Origin of the sequence: Priestia sp. FSL P4-0332, assembly GCF_038005845.1 — a bacterium.
Classification (GTDB): Bacteria; Bacillota; Bacilli; order Bacillales; family Bacillaceae_H; genus Priestia.
On sequence record NZ_JBBOUA010000001.1, the window covers coordinates 3813899 to 3831776 of the forward strand.

15 protein-coding genes are annotated in these 17878 nt (G+C 38.9%); 5 read left to right on the plus strand and 10 right to left on the minus strand.

Translation table 11 applies throughout. From position 1 onward, the window contains the following. Positions 1 to 8: 8 nt before the first annotated feature. From MKY06_RS20090 to MKY06_RS20100, 3 genes are all read right to left on the minus strand, one after another. Complete coding sequence (locus MKY06_RS20090) at positions 9 to 2129, minus strand: amylo-alpha-1,6-glucosidase (protein WP_055990630.1); 2121 nt, start codon at positions 2127 to 2129, stop codon at positions 9 to 11. An 85-nt stretch (positions 2130 to 2214) separates the two neighbouring features. Continuing rightward, the gene (locus MKY06_RS20095; protein WP_029323830.1) at positions 2215 to 3231 is read right to left on the minus strand and encodes a LacI family DNA-binding transcriptional regulator; all 1017 of its coding nucleotides are present in this window, start codon (positions 3229 to 3231) and stop codon (positions 2215 to 2217) included. 142 nt (positions 3232 to 3373) lie between these two features. Beyond that, a complete protein-coding gene (locus MKY06_RS20100; RefSeq protein WP_013058622.1) occupies positions 3374 to 4648 on the minus strand; it encodes an ATP-binding protein in 1275 nt (424 codons plus the stop codon). 271 nt (positions 4649 to 4919) lie between these two features. On the opposite strand from MKY06_RS20100, the gene MKY06_RS20105 reads away from it, so the two are divergent. Continuing rightward, positions 4920 to 5684 (plus strand): sulfite exporter TauE/SafE family protein, encoded by a 765-nt coding sequence (locus tag MKY06_RS20105; protein WP_013058623.1) that lies wholly within the window; start codon positions 4920 to 4922, stop codon positions 5682 to 5684. A 232-nt stretch (positions 5685 to 5916) separates the two neighbouring features. Continuing rightward, positions 5917 to 7269 (plus strand): cation:dicarboxylate symporter family transporter, encoded by a 1353-nt coding sequence (locus MKY06_RS20110; protein ID WP_029323833.1) that lies wholly within the window; start codon positions 5917 to 5919, stop codon positions 7267 to 7269. A gap of 27 nt (positions 7270 to 7296) precedes the next feature. Here the strand turns inward: MKY06_RS20110 and MKY06_RS20115 are convergent, their stop codons facing one another. Together MKY06_RS20115 and MKY06_RS20120 are read right to left on the minus strand one after the other, a co-directional pair. Continuing rightward, positions 7297 to 7692, minus strand: coding sequence for a hypothetical protein (locus MKY06_RS20115; RefSeq protein WP_013058625.1), 396 nt, complete (start codon positions 7690 to 7692; stop codon positions 7297 to 7299). A 70-nt stretch (positions 7693 to 7762) separates the two neighbouring features. Further along, positions 7763 to 8734 carry an NAD(P)H-dependent flavin oxidoreductase gene (locus MKY06_RS20120; RefSeq protein ID WP_029323835.1) on the minus strand — a complete coding sequence of 324 codons (972 nt, stop codon included), beginning with the start codon at positions 8732 to 8734 and terminating at the stop codon, positions 7763 to 7765. Positions 8735 to 8906: 172 nt separating this feature from the next. On the opposite strand from MKY06_RS20120, the gene MKY06_RS20125 reads away from it, so the two are divergent. Both MKY06_RS20125 and MKY06_RS20130 read left to right on the plus strand, forming a co-directional pair. Next, positions 8907 to 10949 carry a catalase gene (locus tag MKY06_RS20125; RefSeq protein ID WP_204231935.1) on the plus strand — a complete coding sequence of 681 codons (2043 nt, stop codon included), beginning with the start codon at positions 8907 to 8909 and terminating at the stop codon, positions 10947 to 10949. Between the two features lie 123 nt (positions 10950 to 11072). Then, entirely contained in the window at positions 11073 to 11786 is a 714-nt protein-coding gene (locus MKY06_RS20130; protein WP_013058628.1) for a YoaK family protein, read from the plus strand. Positions 11787 to 11813: 27 nt separating this feature from the next. On the opposite strand, the gene MKY06_RS20135 is transcribed toward MKY06_RS20130, so the two are convergent. Continuing rightward, on the minus strand, positions 11814 to 12311 hold the full coding sequence (locus MKY06_RS20135) for a GNAT family N-acetyltransferase (protein WP_013058629.1): 498 nt from the start codon (positions 12309 to 12311) through the stop codon (positions 11814 to 11816). A gap of 200 nt (positions 12312 to 12511) precedes the next feature. Here MKY06_RS20135 and MKY06_RS20140 point away from each other — a divergent pair, with 200 nt between their 5' ends. After that, positions 12512 to 13093, plus strand: coding sequence for a YitT family protein (locus MKY06_RS20140; RefSeq protein ID WP_029323840.1), 582 nt, complete (start codon positions 12512 to 12514; stop codon positions 13091 to 13093). Positions 13094 to 13130: 37 nt separating this feature from the next. Here MKY06_RS20140 and MKY06_RS20145 read toward each other — a convergent pair whose 3' ends face one another. The 4 genes from MKY06_RS20145 to MKY06_RS20160 all read right to left on the minus strand — a co-directional run bounded on the left by MKY06_RS20145 (position 13131) and on the right by MKY06_RS20160 (position 17822). Beyond that, positions 13131 to 14099 (minus strand): LCP family protein, encoded by a 969-nt coding sequence (locus MKY06_RS20145; RefSeq protein ID WP_013058631.1) that lies wholly within the window; start codon positions 14097 to 14099, stop codon positions 13131 to 13133. Between the two features lie 87 nt (positions 14100 to 14186). After that, entirely contained in the window at positions 14187 to 16109 is a 1923-nt protein-coding gene (locus MKY06_RS20150; protein ID WP_013058632.1) for an LTA synthase family protein, read from the minus strand. 407 nt (positions 16110 to 16516) lie between these two features. Continuing rightward, positions 16517 to 16870, minus strand: a complete 354-nt coding sequence (locus MKY06_RS20155; RefSeq protein WP_029323842.1) for a cupin domain-containing protein — start codon at positions 16868 to 16870, stop codon at positions 16517 to 16519. Positions 16871 to 16922: 52 nt separating this feature from the next. Then, positions 16923 to 17822 carry a DMT family transporter gene (locus MKY06_RS20160; RefSeq protein ID WP_098979966.1) on the minus strand — a complete coding sequence of 300 codons (900 nt, stop codon included), beginning with the start codon at positions 17820 to 17822 and terminating at the stop codon, positions 16923 to 16925. Positions 17823 to 17878 lie beyond the last annotated feature (56 nt).

Genomic DNA, 17878 nt, shown 5'->3' on the forward strand with positions numbered 1-17878 from the left:
AATTAACATTAACCTACATAATTTCTTACTTTACATTGAGATAGAAGCTCGTATTTTGTCGTATTTTCTTTCACGTAAATGATAGTTTCGCTTTCTTCTTTTTTAACCGTTAATGACAGTTTTCCACTGCCAATCACAAGGTTTTCTACAGAGAGTTCATTCATATCGTCTATGAGCACAGGATTTATCTGTATCGTCCCTGCTGTGCTATCAGGAAACAGTCTCAGCATCGCCTGTACGAAAGCTAAAGGCGTACCGGCTGCCCAAGCTTGAGGTGAGCAGGCAACAGGATATTTAACAGGTTTGTCAAGTTTACTTGAATAGCCGCAGAATAATTCAGGAAGACGGTCGTACTCAAAATGTTCTGCTGCATCAACAAGCCCTTTTATAACTTTATTGGCTTCTGTTTGCTTGTTCGCTTTACTCAAACCGAGAACAATTAAACTATTATCGTGCGGCCAAATGCTCCCGTCATGGTAACTCATTGGATTATAGCCTGCTTCTCCTTCTGCCATTGTGCGGATACCGTATCCCGAAAACATAGAGTCCGATATTAGCCTTTCGCTTACTTTGTGCAATTTCTCCTCATCCATTATCTCTGCTAAAAGCGCATGACCTGGATTTGACGTAATCGTTCCTACTTGGCTCTTATGTTCATCCAGTGCAATTGCGTAGAATGATACGTCATCCATCCAAAAGGCTTCATTAAACTTTTTACGCAGCTGCCTTGCTTCTTTACGTAAATTATTTGCTTCATCTGTTTTGTTTAACTGATCATATAAAGAAGCAATACCCATTTTTGCTTGATATACATATCCTTGTACTTCCACTAAAGCAATGGGAGTTTTTGCATATTCACCGGTGCGATGGACAACAGAATCTCCTGAGTCTTTCCAGCCTTGGTTAGCAATTCCTTTACTTGACTCTTGATGATATTCAAGAAATAAATCGCCGTCTCGATCCCCATAATCGTTGATCCATGTCAAAGCTCTATCAATAGTCATGTGCATTTCTTGTACAAACTCCAAGTCTCCCGTCCATTTTACATATTCCGTTAATAAAATTAAAAACAATGGCGTCGCGTCAACCGTTCCATAGTACGGCGTAAAAGGAATTTGATTTGTGTTGGCAAGTTCTCCGTAACGTATTTCGTGCATAATTTTACCCGGCTGCTCATCACGCCATGGATCATTTGCTGTTCCTTGATACGCCGCCATCGTACGCAGCGTTCCTTTTGCCACTTCCGGATTAAAAGCAAGCATTTGAAGCGCTGCAATTAGACTATCCCTTCCAAATGGCACACCAAACCAAGGCAATCCTGCTACAGGAAAAGCACCGAATCCTACATCCGTTAACAGTACGCGCAGGTCGTTAAGCCCTCTTGTAATAAGACGCTGCATTGTCGGATGATCAGTTGTCACTTTTGTAGAAGATTTTTCCCACTTTTTATATGACTGCGTTAGTAAACTAAGCGCTTCATCAGCTGATAAAATATTTTCATTAATGTTTTCACCCATTTGCGGCTGAACCATTAATGTAATTTCTTCTTCTTCTTGATGATTGAGTTCAAAAGAAAATGTAACCTCTCCTTGCTCATCCATATATGAAGCTTCTTTATCCCAGAGAATCCGTGTCGCCCGCTTGATATCATCTGCTCCTTTGTATGTATATGTTAGGCTGCTTTCTCCTTTTATTTCCCCCGTTCGTTTTCCGACATTTCCAGTTTGAAAACCTCTTACGATGAACATATCGTTAAAATCGACATCTGCTTGGATACTTAATGTAAAAGCAATTTTTTTAGGAAAATAGCTTTTTAACTTTATTTTTTCATAGAAAACTCCTCCATATATAAAGCGCTTTCTCTCTATTTCTATAGACTCTCGCCATAGTACAAGCTCTCCTTCTTTTTCCATATGCGGATTAGTAAGAAGAATTGTAGCTAATAGGTTCTCCTCTGCACTTGAGGACAATAACACAGGATCTGTATCATTAATCTTCAAACGAAATTTGCTCAAAAAACGCGTATCTTTCATATATAGCCCTAAACCATACTGATGGTTTTCATTGATATTTCCTGCTGGATCAGTCAGTAAAAATAGGTCATTTTCTTTAATAACACGGTAATCCATTTCCATCCCCCTAAGTTTTACCGAAACGTTTTGGAAAAAGCGCACAATATCCGAAACGTTTCGGTTTTGCATTATATAAAAACCACTAATTGTGGTTTTTATCTGTTGATTCTCGAATAATTAGCTTTGTATCAAGATATCGCTTCATATTTGTTTCTTTTCCTTCTAACATTTCAATTAATAAATCTGCAGCTTCATAGCCAATCTGATATACTTCCTGTCCTACTGTCGTCAAATTTGGAGACGAATAAGAGGCAAGGACAATGTTATCGTATCCGACAATCGACATCTCTTTAGGTACATGAAGGCCAAGTTCTTTGCATGCTTTTAGTGCTCCAAGTGCCATTAAATCACTTGCACAAAAAATAGCCGTGACCTCTTTATGTCGATTTATAAGCTCCCGAACAGCTTTCTCTGCTTTCTTTTCTTCAAAATTCCCGCTTACAACCCACTCAGAACGAAACGACAAACCGCATTCTTTGAGCGCTTCTCTGTATCCGTTGAGACGTTCCTGGCTGACAAATGCGTCTTCATGTCCGTTAATCATCCCAATATGCTTATGGCCAAGACTCGCTAAGTGTTCAACTGCTTTTTTAGCTCCCAAGGCATTATCAGTGGTGACATAGCCCACTGAATTAGAATGAACTGGAATATCAACTAAAACACAGGGAATATCACTTTCTACTACTTCTTTTAAATAGGGATCTTCTTTTTTAATACCTTGAATAATTGCCCCATCCACCCTTCGCTCTCGACAAAGCTGGGTATACGTTTTTTCTCGTTGCATCATCGTGTTTGTATTAAATAAAATCAAATCATACCCTAAAGTAGATGCTCGCTCATTTACACCGCACAGCACTTCAAATGTAAAATTATCTTTTACGCTCTCTCTGCTGATGCCTGAAACTAGTAGTCCAATAGTCTTTGACTTTTGCATAACCAGTCCTCGAGCTAACGTATTAGGGCTGTAGTTCAGCTCTCTTGCTACGTCTGCAATCTTTTGCCTTGTTTTTTCATTTACATCTGAATAACCATTTAAAGCCCGAGACACCGTTGTTACAGATACGCCAGCAACTCGCGCTATATCTTTAATCGTTGTCACTCAAAATTCCTCCAAAACGTTTCGGATAGCTTTAAATAGATTGTAACGCTTTCATTTATTAAATTCAATACTTTTTTAATAATCAGTTTACTTTTTCTCTAAAACTTTTGCGTATAAAAAAAAGCAGCCCTAAGGCTGCTCTTTATTCACAAAGTGGAAATTCAAGTGAAAAACACGTTTCTTTTCCTTTTACGCTAGACACACTCACTTTTCCCTTCATATAATGAATAATGCTGAAAGATACCATCGTTCCAAGCCCCGTACCTTTTTCTTTTGTTGTAAAATACGGTTCGCCTAGCCGGTTGATTTGTTCTTGCGTCATGCCGCAGCCTGTATCGATAATATCCACAATAACAGCTCCGCCTTCTTTTGTTACTTTAACGGTTAACGTGCCTCCATTTTGCATGGCTTCAATACTATTTTTAAATAAATTGATTAGGCACTGCTGAAGCTTTCTTCTTTCTCCCATTACGAAGAACTTCACTTCTTCATCAAATGTAAAATCAATAGCGACTCCATTCATATTGGCAAGAGGCGTCATAATATGGGTGACATGATGAATCTCTTCTGAAATATTCATTTTTTCATTTCGTTCCGGAGCAGAATTGGCAAACAGCAAGTAATCATCAATGATTTCTTTTGCACGATCTAGTTCATTAATCGCAATGGAAATGTAGCGTTTTTTAGCAGGTTCTTTTTCATCTTCTTGCAGCATTTGCATAAATCCTCTGCTTGCCGTTAGAGGATTTCGCACCTCATGAGAGATGCTGGCAGCTAAATGACTGACAATTTCTAGTTTCTCTGCTTTCATCAGGCGCTGCAGTACTAGTAAATTTGCCCGTATCGCTTCCCACAGTATGGTAATGACAAACATGCCTGCTACATCTAAAATCGCGAATTGAACCCACACGCTAATAGGAATGCTTGTTACGTGCAAGACAAAAATAGATACAAGCATAGCTAATAAAGAACCGATTACACTAAGACAGGTGCTCACGATAATTCTATTTTTTAATGAGAAATGTAAAAAGTATTTTGTTATGAAAAATAAAGGAATGGATAAAATCGGAAGAGCAATTAGTGTTGATAAAAACCCTACATCGTACCCGCCAATTAGCAAGCGCAGCAGTAAAATAAAGACAAAAAGCAAGCTTCCTAGCGGCCAGCCTCCATATAGCGTTCCTAAAATATAAGGAATTCTTCGTAAATCCATTCGATAATCATCGGGGACATAAGCTCCGTTAACCGGAAACAAAAGGCAAAAGATAATAGCTAAAATCGGAAATACCGCGATATAACGATCTTTCCACCAATGAATTTTTTTAGCATACTTGATTAAATAAAACATCTGCACTAAAAACAGCGCCAATAAAATAAATAAAAAATTAATTAACAAATCTTTCGTGACAAAACTCATGTATTCACCGGTCTTTCAAATGAGATAAAAATAAACTCTTTTATTGCATTTACATTTGTAACACAAATTAGAGCGTAATCATAGACAAATAAACGTATTCTATTTACTTTTTTATAACTTCCTATGACTTTATCGTCCGTTCCCCAAAATAGTGAAGGCAAAGAAAACCTTTTCAACTCCACTAAAAATATTCAGAATTTTATTTACATATGAGCTACAATGCTCTATAATCAGATCAATGTACTTGGTTTTGAGAGTAGGAGGAAGAAACATGGAACTATCAATTACCTTAATGGGATTATTCGTCGGAACCCTAGTAGGCTTAACGGGAGTTGGAGGCGCCGCTTTATTAACACCTTTACTGATTGTACTCGGCATTAACCCTTCCATTGCCGTAGGAACAGATCTTGTCTACAATTCTATCACAAAATTATTTGGAGTCGCTCAGCACTATAAACAGCGAACCATTAACTTTAAATTAGCAAAATATTTAGCCTTCGGAAGTATTCCGAGCGCTGTTCTTGCCATTGTCACACTTCATGCATTTCCATCTTTTCACGAGCATCAAGAAACGATTATTAAGCACGCTCTTGGATATGTCATGACACTGGTTGCCATTTCAATTATCTTTCGCGTCTTTTTTGATAAATTCATTCGCCCAAATCGTTTTCAAGAAATGGACTTAAATCAGAAAAAAGGATTAACAATCGGAATTGGTGTAGTCTTTGGATTCATTGTCGGACTAACATCGATTGGTTCGGGCTCATTATTTGCGATTGCGATGCTGTACTTATTTAAGCTAAAAACATCTGAGCTAGTTGGAACTGATATTGCACATGCGTTTCTTCTCGTTACGGTGGCTGGTATTTTAAATGCAAGCTTCGGAAGCGTGGATTACATGTTGACTGCTAACCTATTAACTGGATCTATTCCAGGTGTGTTAATCGGAAGCCGTTTATCAACGAAAGTGCCTTCAAGACCGCTTCAAGCCATTATGGCAACCATCATTCTAATTAGCGGAATTAAATTAATTTAACAAATAAAAGCACATGCCTTTGCATGTGCTTTTTATTAGTTTTTTTAAAGATCTATATTAAAAATAATAATGTTTTAAACCACTCCCTTCCCTTCTTATACACTTCAACTAATATTTTTATTGAATTTTAGTCAAAGAGACCAATGACACCTCAAACAACCTTACGTTAAAATGTAAAAAAACATAACATCTATTGTGATATCTAAAAAATTGTACGACGAAGGGAGAACACATGACACAAACAGCGGCAAAAAGTAAGCAAAAACCTTTTTATAAAGGTCTTTTCTTTCAAATTATGATGGCGATTGTACTTGGCATAGCCGTAGGATATCTGTGGCCAAGCTTCGGGAATGCTGTGAAACCGATTGGAGACGGTTTTATTAAGCTTATCAAAATGCTGATTGCTCCTCTTATTTTTGGAGTAGTCGTTGTTGGAATTGCCAAGGTTGGAAACATTAAAACAGTTGGGCGTATCGGCGGAAAAACCATTCTTTACTTCGAAATTGTCACAACATTCGCTCTATTAATCGGTCTATTAGTAGCAAACGTAATGAATCCCGGCACCGGTATGAATGTTGATCCTTCAAGCTTAAGCACAAGCGAAGTGGACGCGAAAACTAACGGCTCCGAACTTCCGAGTGAAGGTGATTTTTTTCTTAATATGATTCCAGACAGTGCAGTTGGTGCTTTTTCAAGCAACTCCATGCTTCAAGTGCTTTTAATTTCTTGTTTGTTTGGCATCGCGCTTGTCCATATAAGTGGAAAAACAGCAGAGACACTTTTAAATGTATTGGAGAAAGTAAATGATGTATTGTTTAAAATTATGGGATACATTATGAAATTAACGGCTCTTGCCACGTTTAGTGCCATGGCATTTGCAGTTAGTCAGTACGGTCTTGGAACACTTGCTGCATTCGGAAAGCTGTTTATCGCTATGACAATTGCTTGTCTAGCATTTGTTCTTGTTTTAGCTGTTATTTTACGAATCTATTTAAAATTAAGTTTGTGGAAAGTCATTCTATATATACGAGAAGAAATTATGCTGGCATTTGCTACGGGTTCCACTGAAGCCGTTATGCCGCAGCTCATGGATAAATTCGAACAAGCAGGATGCAACAAAGCAGTCGTCGGCCTTGTTGTACCTACGGGCTATTCGTTTAATCTAGACGGTGCTTCCATTTACTTGTCTCTTGCCCTCGTCTTTTTAGCACAAGCAACGGGCGTGGATTTGAGCCTCACTGATCAGCTTTTAATGCTTGGTGTTCTTCTTCTTACGTCTAAAGGAATGGCTGGTATTCCAGGATCAGCTTTTGTTGCTCTCTCTGCTACCGCAGCAGCAACCGGATCCATTCCGGTAGCAGCCGTTGCTCTGATGCTCGCTCCTGATCGCTTTATGGGTAATTACCGGACTACAGTTAATATTATTGGTTATGCGGTAGCTGCTTTTATTATCGCACGATGGGAAAATTTATTAGATCTACAAAAAGCAAATGATGTGCTGGACGGAAAAATTGCGTATCAGCCCAAAAATGCTGAAATTTCTCTCCCAGAGAGTATTCCAGCAGCCAATGAAAAAGCATTTTAACAAAAAAATTTCCTGGCCGAGACAAGTCTATTTTGCTTGTTTTTCGGGCAGGAATTTAATTGTTACATGAAAGGCCTTTTGCTGAAACTTATTTTCTTCGAGTATTTTATATACCATTTGTTTAATCGTTTCTTGCGTTTTGGCATCAGCTGAAACGGAAGGTTCCATATACACATCCAGCTCTACTCTGTCTTTTGAGTAAAGGGAAGAATTCACGCCCCTTGATTCATAGCCCGCTTCAGTTAAACCGCTGCTGATTTTATGCCAAATATCCAGTTTGTCCATTTGTTTAATAACAGGCTTTGCCTCTTCGTACACTTGTGCTTGCTGAGTCTTGAAAACTTCTTCTTTTTTAGTAAAAACTGCATACCCTGAACCTACTACTAAAAACGTCATAATAGCAAATGCTCGCATCCTTTTCATTCTCTCACCTCATTTAGAGATATAGATTATAAATATGCGAATAATTGCTGCGGTATGACGGCTTGTATCTCTACTTCTTTTCCAATATACTCAGCAGTCGTTTAGAACCAACTTCTACTTCTTCTATCATACTGGCAAAAAGCTCTTGCACCGTTGGAATATTATCAATCAGTCCAACGACTTGGCCTGCCCATCCATAGCCTTCATCGATTTTATTTTCATAAATATACCGGCAGTTTGCCCCTCCGCTAATGACGTCTTTTAACTCTTCGTACCTCTCTCCTTGCTGCTCACGCTCGATAATGTCAAGAGTGTAGTGGGACTTCAATACGCGTCCAGGTGCCCCGAACGAACGTTTAATAACCACAGTATCGGTTTCTTTGGCTTCTACAATAGCTTGTTTATATGCATCATGGGCATCTACACATTCTTTTGTCGCGATAAAACGTGTTCCCATTTCTATCCCTTCAGCGCCTAATGATAACGCTGCTAATAATCCTTGTCCGTTTCCAATCCCTCCGCTTGCCAAAACCGGAATTGACACAGCCGCAGCTACTCGAGGAATTAATACCATTGTACCCAGATCCTCACGTCCGATATGTCCTCCTGCTTCTTGCCCCACTGCCATGACAGCATCTGCTCCTAGCTTCTCGGCTTTTTGAGCTTGACGCACGTTGGCTACCAGTACGAGCGTTTTAATTCCCGTTCCTTTTAATCTCTCAAAAATAGGTGCGGGATTTGCTCCTGTTATGGAAACAACCGGCACGCCTTCTTCTACTGCTACGTCGAGAAGTTCTTTATAAGAACCTTCTGTTTGACCTCCCACAGCAAAATTAACGCCAAAAGGACGCTCAGTTAAAGAACGTACTTTCTTAATTTCAGCTCGTAGTTTCTCAGGTTTTCGGAGCGTCATAGCTGTGATTTGTCCAAGCCCGCCTGCATTTGAGACAGCAGCGGCAAGTTCTGCGTACGCTAAATACGCAAGACCTCCTTGTACAATTGGATATTGAATCCCTAATAAATCTGTTACCCGTGTTTTCATCTATGTATCCCCTCTCCTTTTATTTTTGTATTTATGAATACTTATTCATAATCATAACAAGAAAATAACGGATTTCCTACGAAAAAATTCCAACATTTCTGTTTGCTTCAACTTTTGATAGGGTACACATTTTGTAATGATTATTAACTGAAGATCAAGGAGGAAGACAGGTATGACAAAAAAGCACCCTGTAAATGAAAAAAGCAAGCAAGAACAGCTCGAGCAGTTTAAAACAGATGATCGAAACCAAGCGCTCACAACCAATCAAGGGTTAAAGCTTTCCGAAGATGAATTTTCTTTAAAAGCGGGTGAACGTGGTCCAACCCTTATGGAAGACTTTCATTTCCGTGAAAAAATGACGCATTTTGACCACGAGCGCATTCCTGAACGCATCGTTCATGCACGAGGCTTCGCTGCTCACGGAGAATTTGAACTGTATGACTCTCTCAGTGAATATACAAAAGCTAAATTTTTACAGAATCCGTCTGTAAAAACACCTGTATTTGTCCGTTTTTCTACTGTAGCAGGTTCTAAAGGTTCAGCTGAAACGGTGCGCGACGCCCGTGGTTTTGCAACAAAATTTTATACAGAAGAAGGAAACTATGACTTAGTTGGAAATAACATTCCCGTGTTCTTTATCCAAGATGCGATTAAATTTCCGGATTTAATTCACGCTGTTAAGCCTGAGCCACACAACGAAATGCCGCAGGCGGCTTCAGCACATGATACGTTTTGGGATTTTGTCGCCAATAACCAAGAGTCTGCTCACATGGTCATGTGGTCAATGTCAGACCGTGCAATTCCACGCAGTTTGCGTATGATGGAGGGCTTCGGCGTACATACTTTTCGCTTAGTTAATGCAGAAGGAAAAGCTCATTTTGTCAAATTTCACTGGAAGCCCGTGCTTGGAACGCATTCCCTTGTTTGGGACGAGGCTCAAACAATTTCTGGGAAAGATCCGGATTTTCATCGTCGCGATTTATGGGAATCGATTGAAAACGGAGACTATCCTGAATATGAGCTAGGCATTCAAATCATAGATGAGGAAGATGAATTTAAATTTGACTTTGACATTCTCGATCCAACTAAGCTTTGGCCTGAAGAAGACATTCCCGTCAAACTAGTTGGAAAAATGAGCTTAAATCGAAATGTGGACAACGTATTTGCCGAAACGGAACAAGTCGCATTCCATCCGGGGCATGTGGTACCGGGAATTGATTTTTCTAACGATCCTCTCTTACAAGGAAGATTGTTTTCATACACAGATACCCAGCTTATTCGTCTTGGCGGTCCGAATTTTCACGAACTTCCAATCAACCGTCCAGTATGCCCGTTTCATAACAACCAACGAGACGGTTACGGACGTCAAACGATTAACAAAGGACCTGTCAGCTATCACAGAAACTCTCTTGCAGCCAACACGCCGGCTCCTGTACCTGAATCAGAAGGCGGTTATGCTCACTATCAAGAAAAAGTGGAAGGAAGAAAAGTTCGAAGCCGCAGCGAAAGTTTTAAAGACCACTTTTCACAGGCAACGCTATTTTGGAATAGCATGAGCGCCCCTGAAAAAGAGCATATTATCAGTGCTTTTAGCTTTGAACTTGGAAAAGTAAAAAGCAAGTCTGTTCAGCAGCAGGTCGTTGATATGTTTGCCAACGTCAGTACAGTGCTAGCTAAACAAGTAGCACAAGCGATTGGTGCAACGCCTCCATCTGGAGAAGACGCGCCAGTGACCAAGTCATCTCCGGCTCTTAGTCAGGAGCAAACGATTAAAAAGCCGAATACGCGTAAAGTAGCTGTCATTGTAGCTAATGACTTTAGCAGTGACCTACCACAGGTGTTAAACAGTTTAAAACAACAGGGCATTCAGCCTGAAATTGTAAGCACAACCCTCCAAAACGTAAAAGGAACAGACGGGTCAGAGCTTGAAGTACAGCACACCTTCTTAACAAGTGACTCTGTCTTATTCGATGCGGTTTATGTTGTCGGAAGTTCGTCAGCTGATGAGAAGTTTCGTAAAGAAGCACTGACGTTTGCTCAAGAAGCATTCAAGCATTTTAAACCAATTGGGGCGACGAATGAAGGTGTTAAGTGGCTGCAAGCTGCTGGATTAGATAGTAGTCCCGGCGTCGTAACTGGAGAAACTACACGCTTTACAGATGAATTTATTGAAGCTATTTCAGCTCACCGCCACTGGAATCGTCACGTTATATAAATTACAAAAAAGATAGGGACCTACCCTATCTTTTTTATATGAAATCGCAGTAATTGAAGAAAAGCTTCTCTTTTGCTTATACTAGATAATGCATCTTAGATTTTCAGGAGGCAGAAGGAAGACATGCTCACAAACAAATCATCTTACTTTTTACAATTAACGAAACGATTCAAAAAAGCTGCAACGGCAAATTCAGTTATTCTTGGAATTTTGTTAGCTATTGTGGGAGGTTTTCTTGATGCTTATACGTATATAAGCAGAAACGGAGTATTCGCAAATGCACAAAGTGGAAATATCGTCTTATTAGGTGTAAAGGCAGCGCAAGGTCAATGGACAGAAGCTTTTCTTCATATTCCCCCTATTGTAGCCTTTATCCTAGGCGTTGCTGTAACCGAAACATTTAAGCAACCGCGATTTGTATCTGTACTCCCTGATACTTCTCGTATCGTATTGCTTTTAGAAATTGTCGTACTCATTATCGTTGGTTTTTTACCGTCTAGTGTTCCTAATATGTTGGTTACAGTAACAATTTCATTTGTTGCTGCTCTTCAAGTTTCTTCATTTAGAACTTTGATAAAATGGTCATATAATACAACCATGACAACCGGAAACCTTCGTACTGCTTCTCAAGCAGCATACTATGCTATATTCAAACGCGATGAAAACGCTGCTTATCAGTGCCTTCGTTTTACCGCCATTATCCTCTCTTTTTTGAGCGGCGCATTGTTAGGTTCTATTTCTACTTTCACCCTAGGGACAAAAGCAGTTTGGCTAGCTTCTGCTATTCTTTTTCTCGCTTTTGTCATTTTAAATTCAGAATCTCAAAAAAGCCTTTGAAATCATTGATTTCAAAGGCTTTTTTTATTAAACTGATTTTCTAAATGCCATAACGTGCAAATCTTTTACCGGATAAAAGTCGTTATCAGGAAAGCGAACGTAACCTCTTTTAGTGTACAGCTTAATGGCATGTTCCATTGAATGATCTGTATGTAAACCTAAATAAGAACACCCTAGCTCCCGAGATTTTTTTTCACACGCTTCAAGAAGCGCATTGGCGACTCCTTTTCGGCGATGAGACGGAGCAACTGCCAGCAGACGAATTTCAGCCCATGGAAATGGTTTTAACAATCCTCCATATACATCCGTATTTGGGGGATAAAACAAAACGCTTCCTGCCATTTCTCCATCGATTTCAGCTACAATGCACTCAAATTTCTTTTCTTCACTCAGGGTATGTAAAATTCCCTTTCGATATCTTTTCCAGTGTGCTTCTGATTTTACAGCTGCATATTGCTCATAAGCAGCAAGCGTCACTGTTTCAATAGATGATGTTTCTTCTTCTCTAGCTTTTCGAACGATCAATTTTTTCTCCTCCATTTACCTTCTTCGTTAATTCTTATTGTCTATGGTGAACCATGTTTATGCAACACATTTGCATCTTAAAACAGCTTCCTTTGCATATATTTAATCCGTTCATTATGGTTTCTAAAGCGGTCTTTGTGCTGAAACTCTGCTTGTCTTCATATACATATAAAGAGATTCATAGACAAGGATGAGACAGCATGTATAAAAAATTGATTGCAATTGGAATTGGCAGTGTGTTTGTTAGTATCGGAATTAACGTTTTTATTCTTCCGCTTCAGCTTGTAACAGGAGGCATTACGGGAATTAGCTTAATCATTAATTATTTACTTGGCTATAAAGTAGGTGTGATGATTTTTTGCTTAAACTTGCCGATTTACCTTCTCGCCCTGGGTTTTAACCGCTCTTATTTTTTAAATGCTATCTATGGCATGGTTCTCTCAGCCGTTATGATTGATTTGCTGTTTCCGCTTCACGGGATGTTTCACCTTCCCATTATCTTAAGCGCTTGCCTTGGAGGTGTTTTTAACGGAATCGGAACCGGCATCATGCTCCGGCAGCACGCAAGTCAAGGCGGGGTCGACTTATTTTCTCTGATACTTGCGAAATGGTTATCTTTAAACCCCGGCATCATCATTTTAGTGATTGACGCATCTATTATTATTTCAGGTATTTTACTGCTTCAAAACGATACAGCTATTTATTCATTATTCATTGTTGTATGCTCTGGTATAGTGACCAGTTTAATTACGTCATTCAAACGCATCATCGTCTATGTATAAGGAAAAAGCCTCGAGACATGCGTCTCGAGGCTTTTCTTTATTTGTCATTTAAGAATTCTTGCAGCGCTTCTTTATTTTTATCTAAATCAATATCAAGCACCATCCCAACACCGCTATACGTTTTGTTTTCAAATGATCCGTCTAACGGCAGTCGCAGGCTTTGAACATCTTTCATGTTTCCTGTTACCACATCTTTAGCTAGAAGCATCATGCTTTTTGTATCTAAATTTGTATCGATGTAAGGATCCATTACGCCGAGAAGCTTCGGTATTTTAAACACGCTGTTTAGGCTTGCTGCTTCATCTTTAAGCTTTAAAACGACTTCTTGCTGGCGCTGAACGCGTCCAAAATCACTCATGTTATCATGGCGAAAACGTACGTAGCCAAGCAGTTGTTCACCGTGTAAAACTTGGGTGCCTTTGTGAAGCGTCATACCAATTCCCGAAGACATATCGTGAGGCACGGTTACTTCAATGCCATCAGGTGCAATCGTATCTACAATTTTTGAAAACCCTTCGAAGTCCACAACTGCATAATAGTTAATATCGATATCAAAATTTTGTTTGATTGTTTGACGCAGCAGCTCAGGACCTCCGAACGCGTAAGCAGCATTCAGCTTTTGCTTGCCGTGTCCTGGAATATCCACGTACATATCCCTCATAAGGGAAACAATTTTCGGGTGTTTGCTTTTAGAATCGTAGTGAGCAATTAAAATAGAGTCTGTACGAGAATGCTTTTCCCCGCGCGAGTCACTTCCTAACAGCAGCATATTTACTTCTCCGTTATTTGGGAGACTGCCTTGAAACTGTTCAAATGTCGTGCCGTCATCCGCAAATTTACCATCGCTTGCCATCGATAGCCCTTGCTTATATTGGAAATAGCTGTATATGCCTCCAACGATAATAAAAAGAAACAACAAAGCAAAGAACACTCTGCCCCATCGAACTCTTCTTCTTCTTTTGCGTCTTGTTCGCTCCACGTTTCTGTCACCAGCTTTCTTTTTCAATGAAGTTCTCATAAAACAAGCAAGTAGCTAAGCTTTTAAAAAGCTCCTCTACTTGCTTGTTTGGATTGTATGGTGTGAAAGCTTACATTACTTTTCTGTTTCTTGGTCTTTTCCATACATATATTTTGATGGATCGACCGCTTTAAAGTCATCTAATTTATTAAATCGTAATAAATCACCGTATAACACTTTATCAGAAAGTTCTAGCTCTCTTCCAACTTTCTTTTTATAAGCTTTCGCTTCGTCTGTTGCTGTGATTCTTTCTCCTGTGTTTGTATCGTAATACTTGCCGTCAATTGACGTGTATTTCGGAGAAACATAATCACCGTTTCTAAATGCTACTACCTGATCGTGGTCTTTTGATAATAAATCTGTACCGAATTGAACATACTCTTTACTATCAATTCCCACTAAGTGAAGAAGCGTAGGCACTACGTCAATTTCACCGCCGTACGTGTGGTTCACTCCACCTTTTACACCTGGTACGTGAAGGAAGAACGGTACGCGTTGAAGCTGAGCGTTTTTATATGGCGTAATTTTCTCGCCAAGAACTTTTTCCATTGCTTTGTTATGATTTTCAGAAATACCGTAGTGGTCGCCGTAAATCATAATAACTGAGTTGTCATATAAGCCTGAAGCTTTTAGCTCTGTAAAGAATTCTTGCAGTGATTCATCCAAATAACGAGCCGTTTGGAAATAACGGTCTACCGTTCCATCTCCTGTGTTTGCCGGCTCAATGCTAGCATCGCCTTTATCAAGGACAAATGGGAAATGGTTTGTTAATGTAATCATATGCGCATAGAACGGCTGCTTCAATGACTGTAGCATTGGCATAGATTCTTTGAAGAATGGCTTATCTTTTAATCCATAGTTTACTTTGTTATCACCAGTCATATTGTAATAACTTGCGTCAAAGAATTTATCCACACCGAACTGCTTATAAATTTCATTACGGTTCCAGAACGTTTTATAGTCTCCGTGTAAAACGGCACTTGTATAGCCGCCCTCTTGATCTAAGATCGCTGGTGCTGCTTGGTACGTGTTGCGGCCTTTTAAGCTAAATGCTGATCCTTGAGGCAAGCCGTATAATGACGTATCCATCATAAGCTCTGCATCAGCTGTTTTACCTTGTCCTGTTTGATGGAAGAAGTTATCAAAATACATAAATTCATTTCCATTTGCTAATGAATTTAAAAATGGCGTTACTTCTTGCCCGTTTAACTTATAGTTAATCAGGAATGACTGAAATGATTCTAGATGAATTTTAATAATATTTTTCCCTTTTGCTTTACCGGCATACTCAATATTTGGAGCTGCATAGTGACTTGTACTGAAGTTTTTCACTGTTGTTAAGTCATCACTGCTTGCGAATGCTCGCTGCTTTGAGTTTTTAAACGTTTGAACTGCATCATACACCGTGTAGTTGTATGCTCCTAAATATTTCACTAGGTAGTTGCGATCAAATGTTCTTGTTAATAATTCAGGGCGATCTTTTTCAGCATAGTGCAAGTTAATTGCAAAAGCGATAGCTCCTGCCGCTAGTACCATGAACGTATAGCGGAATTTAAGACGTGCTTTTGGCCATTCGATTTTTCTAACAAACAATAGCGCAATCAGTAAAATGATATCTACAAAGTAAAAAATATCGTGAGCTTTTACTAAATCAGCGATACTGCCTCCCATATGACCCACATTGCTTGTTTGCGTTAAAGTAGGCAATGTCACAAAGTCATTGAAGAATCGATAATATAAAATATTGCTGTACAAAATGACCGTCATGATTGTACTAAGAATAAGCGTCCAAACGATGGATCTTTTTCCTTTTGCAAACAATGCTAACCCTAAGAAGATCAGGGTTGAACTAATCGGATTAATAAACAATAACGTTTTTTGCATTGAGTCACTTATATCTAAGTTGAACTCCACTTTGTAAGACATGTAAGACTTGATCCACATGAATAAAACCGCTATAAAAAAGTAAAACAACGGCTTTGAAAATAGTTTTTTCATTTTCAAATTCCTTTCACTAAAAAGTAGAGATTTCATGTTCAGCTAATCTCAGGAAAGTCCCCTACATCAAATCGTAACGGTTACGTCCTGCAAAAGATTACCCGAAAATGATTCAATTTGTCAAACAATATCATCTTCATCTCTTTTTTTAGTCATCTACAAAATTCACAAATTAACTTGTAATCTCTTATTTTTTATCGTGATGTTAATATTACACAATTGTTAATTTGTAAATTTTGTTCTCCCTATATTGCATACATATTAATTTACCACATTTCTGCTCTGCAATAAAAGTATTTTTATATTTATTACGCATAATATTTCACTTACTTAATGAAAAGGTACTATTGTACTGGACGGTATTCTTCGCTTACTGTTAGGACTAGTAAAAATAGACTTATCTATGCTTAGTCTTCCTCTTTATAAACAGCTACGCGGTCTCCTTGTGCAAAAGGCTGTGAAATAACAAGAAACTCAATCTCCTCGCTCGAACGATTCATCATTTGATGAAGAATGAATGGAAGTACTTCTACTCCTTCATGTGCTTTTACATCATAAATGATTCCGTCTACTTCTAGAGCAGCTGTTCCTTTTAATACAAAGAAAAATTGCTGTGCTCTCGTGTGATAATGCCTTACCTCTTTCGTATGAGGGGGCATGCGCTCATGAATAATACTTACGTCTTTATTTTTCACTAGGTGCCACCCATCGCATTTTCCTCCCCACACATAGTGTTCTGCGTTTTGCTTACTGACTTTCATGACTAGCTCCCCTTTTTCTAATAAATGAGCACCTGCAGATTAAATAGAAATTCTATGTGATCTTTTTAATCTTGCTATTGGAAATACTTTTTTGAGATGAAGGTTTTGGCTTCAAAGTAAAAAGCATTCCTAAAAAGATCAAAACAATGCCTGCAAGCTGAAAAAGCGTCGGGCGAAATCCCGTGAATGCTGTATCTAATAAAATAGCAACGGCTGGATCTAAAAATACCAGAACTGAAATTACCTGAGTTTTTAAGTAGCGCAGGCTGTCGAAAAACAAATAATACACTAAACCAGTATGTACAAAGCCTGTTACTAAAATCGCTGTCCAATTGGCCGTTGTGAGGAGATGAAAATCATTAAAGTGAACAAACGGCAATAATAAAAAAATTCCTAAAAAAGTCTGAAGAAATGTAACAGCGTAAGCACTCGTATGAATAATTCCTTTGCCAAGCAGCGTCGTGCATGCATAAAACAAAGCGGCTAAAAGCGCCCACAGTATTCCTGACGACATGAAGCTATCAATCGTAAGTTCCTTCCCCCCAATAATCAGAATTGTTCCCACAAAACAAATAAAAATAGACACAACGCCAAGAACCGTTAATTTCTCCTTAAAGATACAGCTTCCCAGAAGCAATACTAAGACGGGCGCAAGATGATAAACAGAAATAGCTACCGTAACGGACATCATTTCAAATGCTTTAAATAGAAATACCCAGTTAAACACAAGAAATATTCCGCACAGTAAAATCTGCTTTATTTCTTTGGCATTCCATTTCTCCCTTTTATATTCACCAGTTACAAACCAGCACATTCCGAGAAAAAGCGTTGCACAAATACAGCGAACAAATACTAAATCAAAAGAAGGCAGTCCAGTTTGTGTGGAGAAAAAGCCAATTGAACCAAAAATACTCATTGAAACCATCATTTTTACCATTGGGCCTGCTTTCATTTTTCTACCTCACTTTCAGAAAACTATTATTATTCAAACATAAAGAAGCCCATTTG

Bases quoted from the DNA above. Each gene is read 5' to 3' on its own strand.
- MKY06_RS20115 (WP_013058625.1), bottom strand. From the start codon at position 7,692: ATGAAAAGGATGCGAGCATTTGCTATTATGACGTTTTTAGTAGTAGGT.
- MKY06_RS20130 (WP_013058628.1), top strand. From the start codon at position 11,073: ATGCTCACAAACAAATCATCTTACTTTTTACAATTAACGAAACGATTC.
- MKY06_RS20140 (WP_029323840.1), top strand. From the start codon at position 12,512: ATGTATAAAAAATTGATTGCAATTGGAATTGGCAGTGTGTTTGTTAGT.
- MKY06_RS20150 (WP_013058632.1), bottom strand. From the start codon at position 16,109: ATGAAAAAACTATTTTCAAAGCCGTTGTTTTACTTTTTTATAGCGGTT.
- MKY06_RS20090 (WP_055990630.1), bottom strand. From the start codon at position 2,129: ATGGATTACCGTGTTATTAAAGAAAATGACCTATTTTTACTGACTGAT.
- MKY06_RS20160 (WP_098979966.1), bottom strand. From the start codon at position 17,822: ATGAAAGCAGGCCCAATGGTAAAAATGATGGTTTCAATGAGTATTTTT.
- MKY06_RS20100 (WP_013058622.1), bottom strand. From the start codon at position 4,648: ATGAGTTTTGTCACGAAAGATTTGTTAATTAATTTTTTATTTATTTTA.
- MKY06_RS20125 (WP_204231935.1), top strand. From the start codon at position 8,907: ATGACAAAAAAGCACCCTGTAAATGAAAAAAGCAAGCAAGAACAGCTC.
- MKY06_RS20155 (WP_029323842.1), bottom strand. From the start codon at position 16,870: ATGAAAGTCAGTAAGCAAAACGCAGAACACTATGTGTGGGGAGGAAAA.
- MKY06_RS20110 (WP_029323833.1), top strand. From the start codon at position 5,917: ATGACACAAACAGCGGCAAAAAGTAAGCAAAAACCTTTTTATAAAGGT.
- MKY06_RS20105 (WP_013058623.1), top strand. From the start codon at position 4,920: ATGGAACTATCAATTACCTTAATGGGATTATTCGTCGGAACCCTAGTA.
- MKY06_RS20120 (WP_029323835.1), bottom strand. From the start codon at position 8,734: ATGAAAACACGGGTAACAGATTTATTAGGGATTCAATATCCAATTGTA.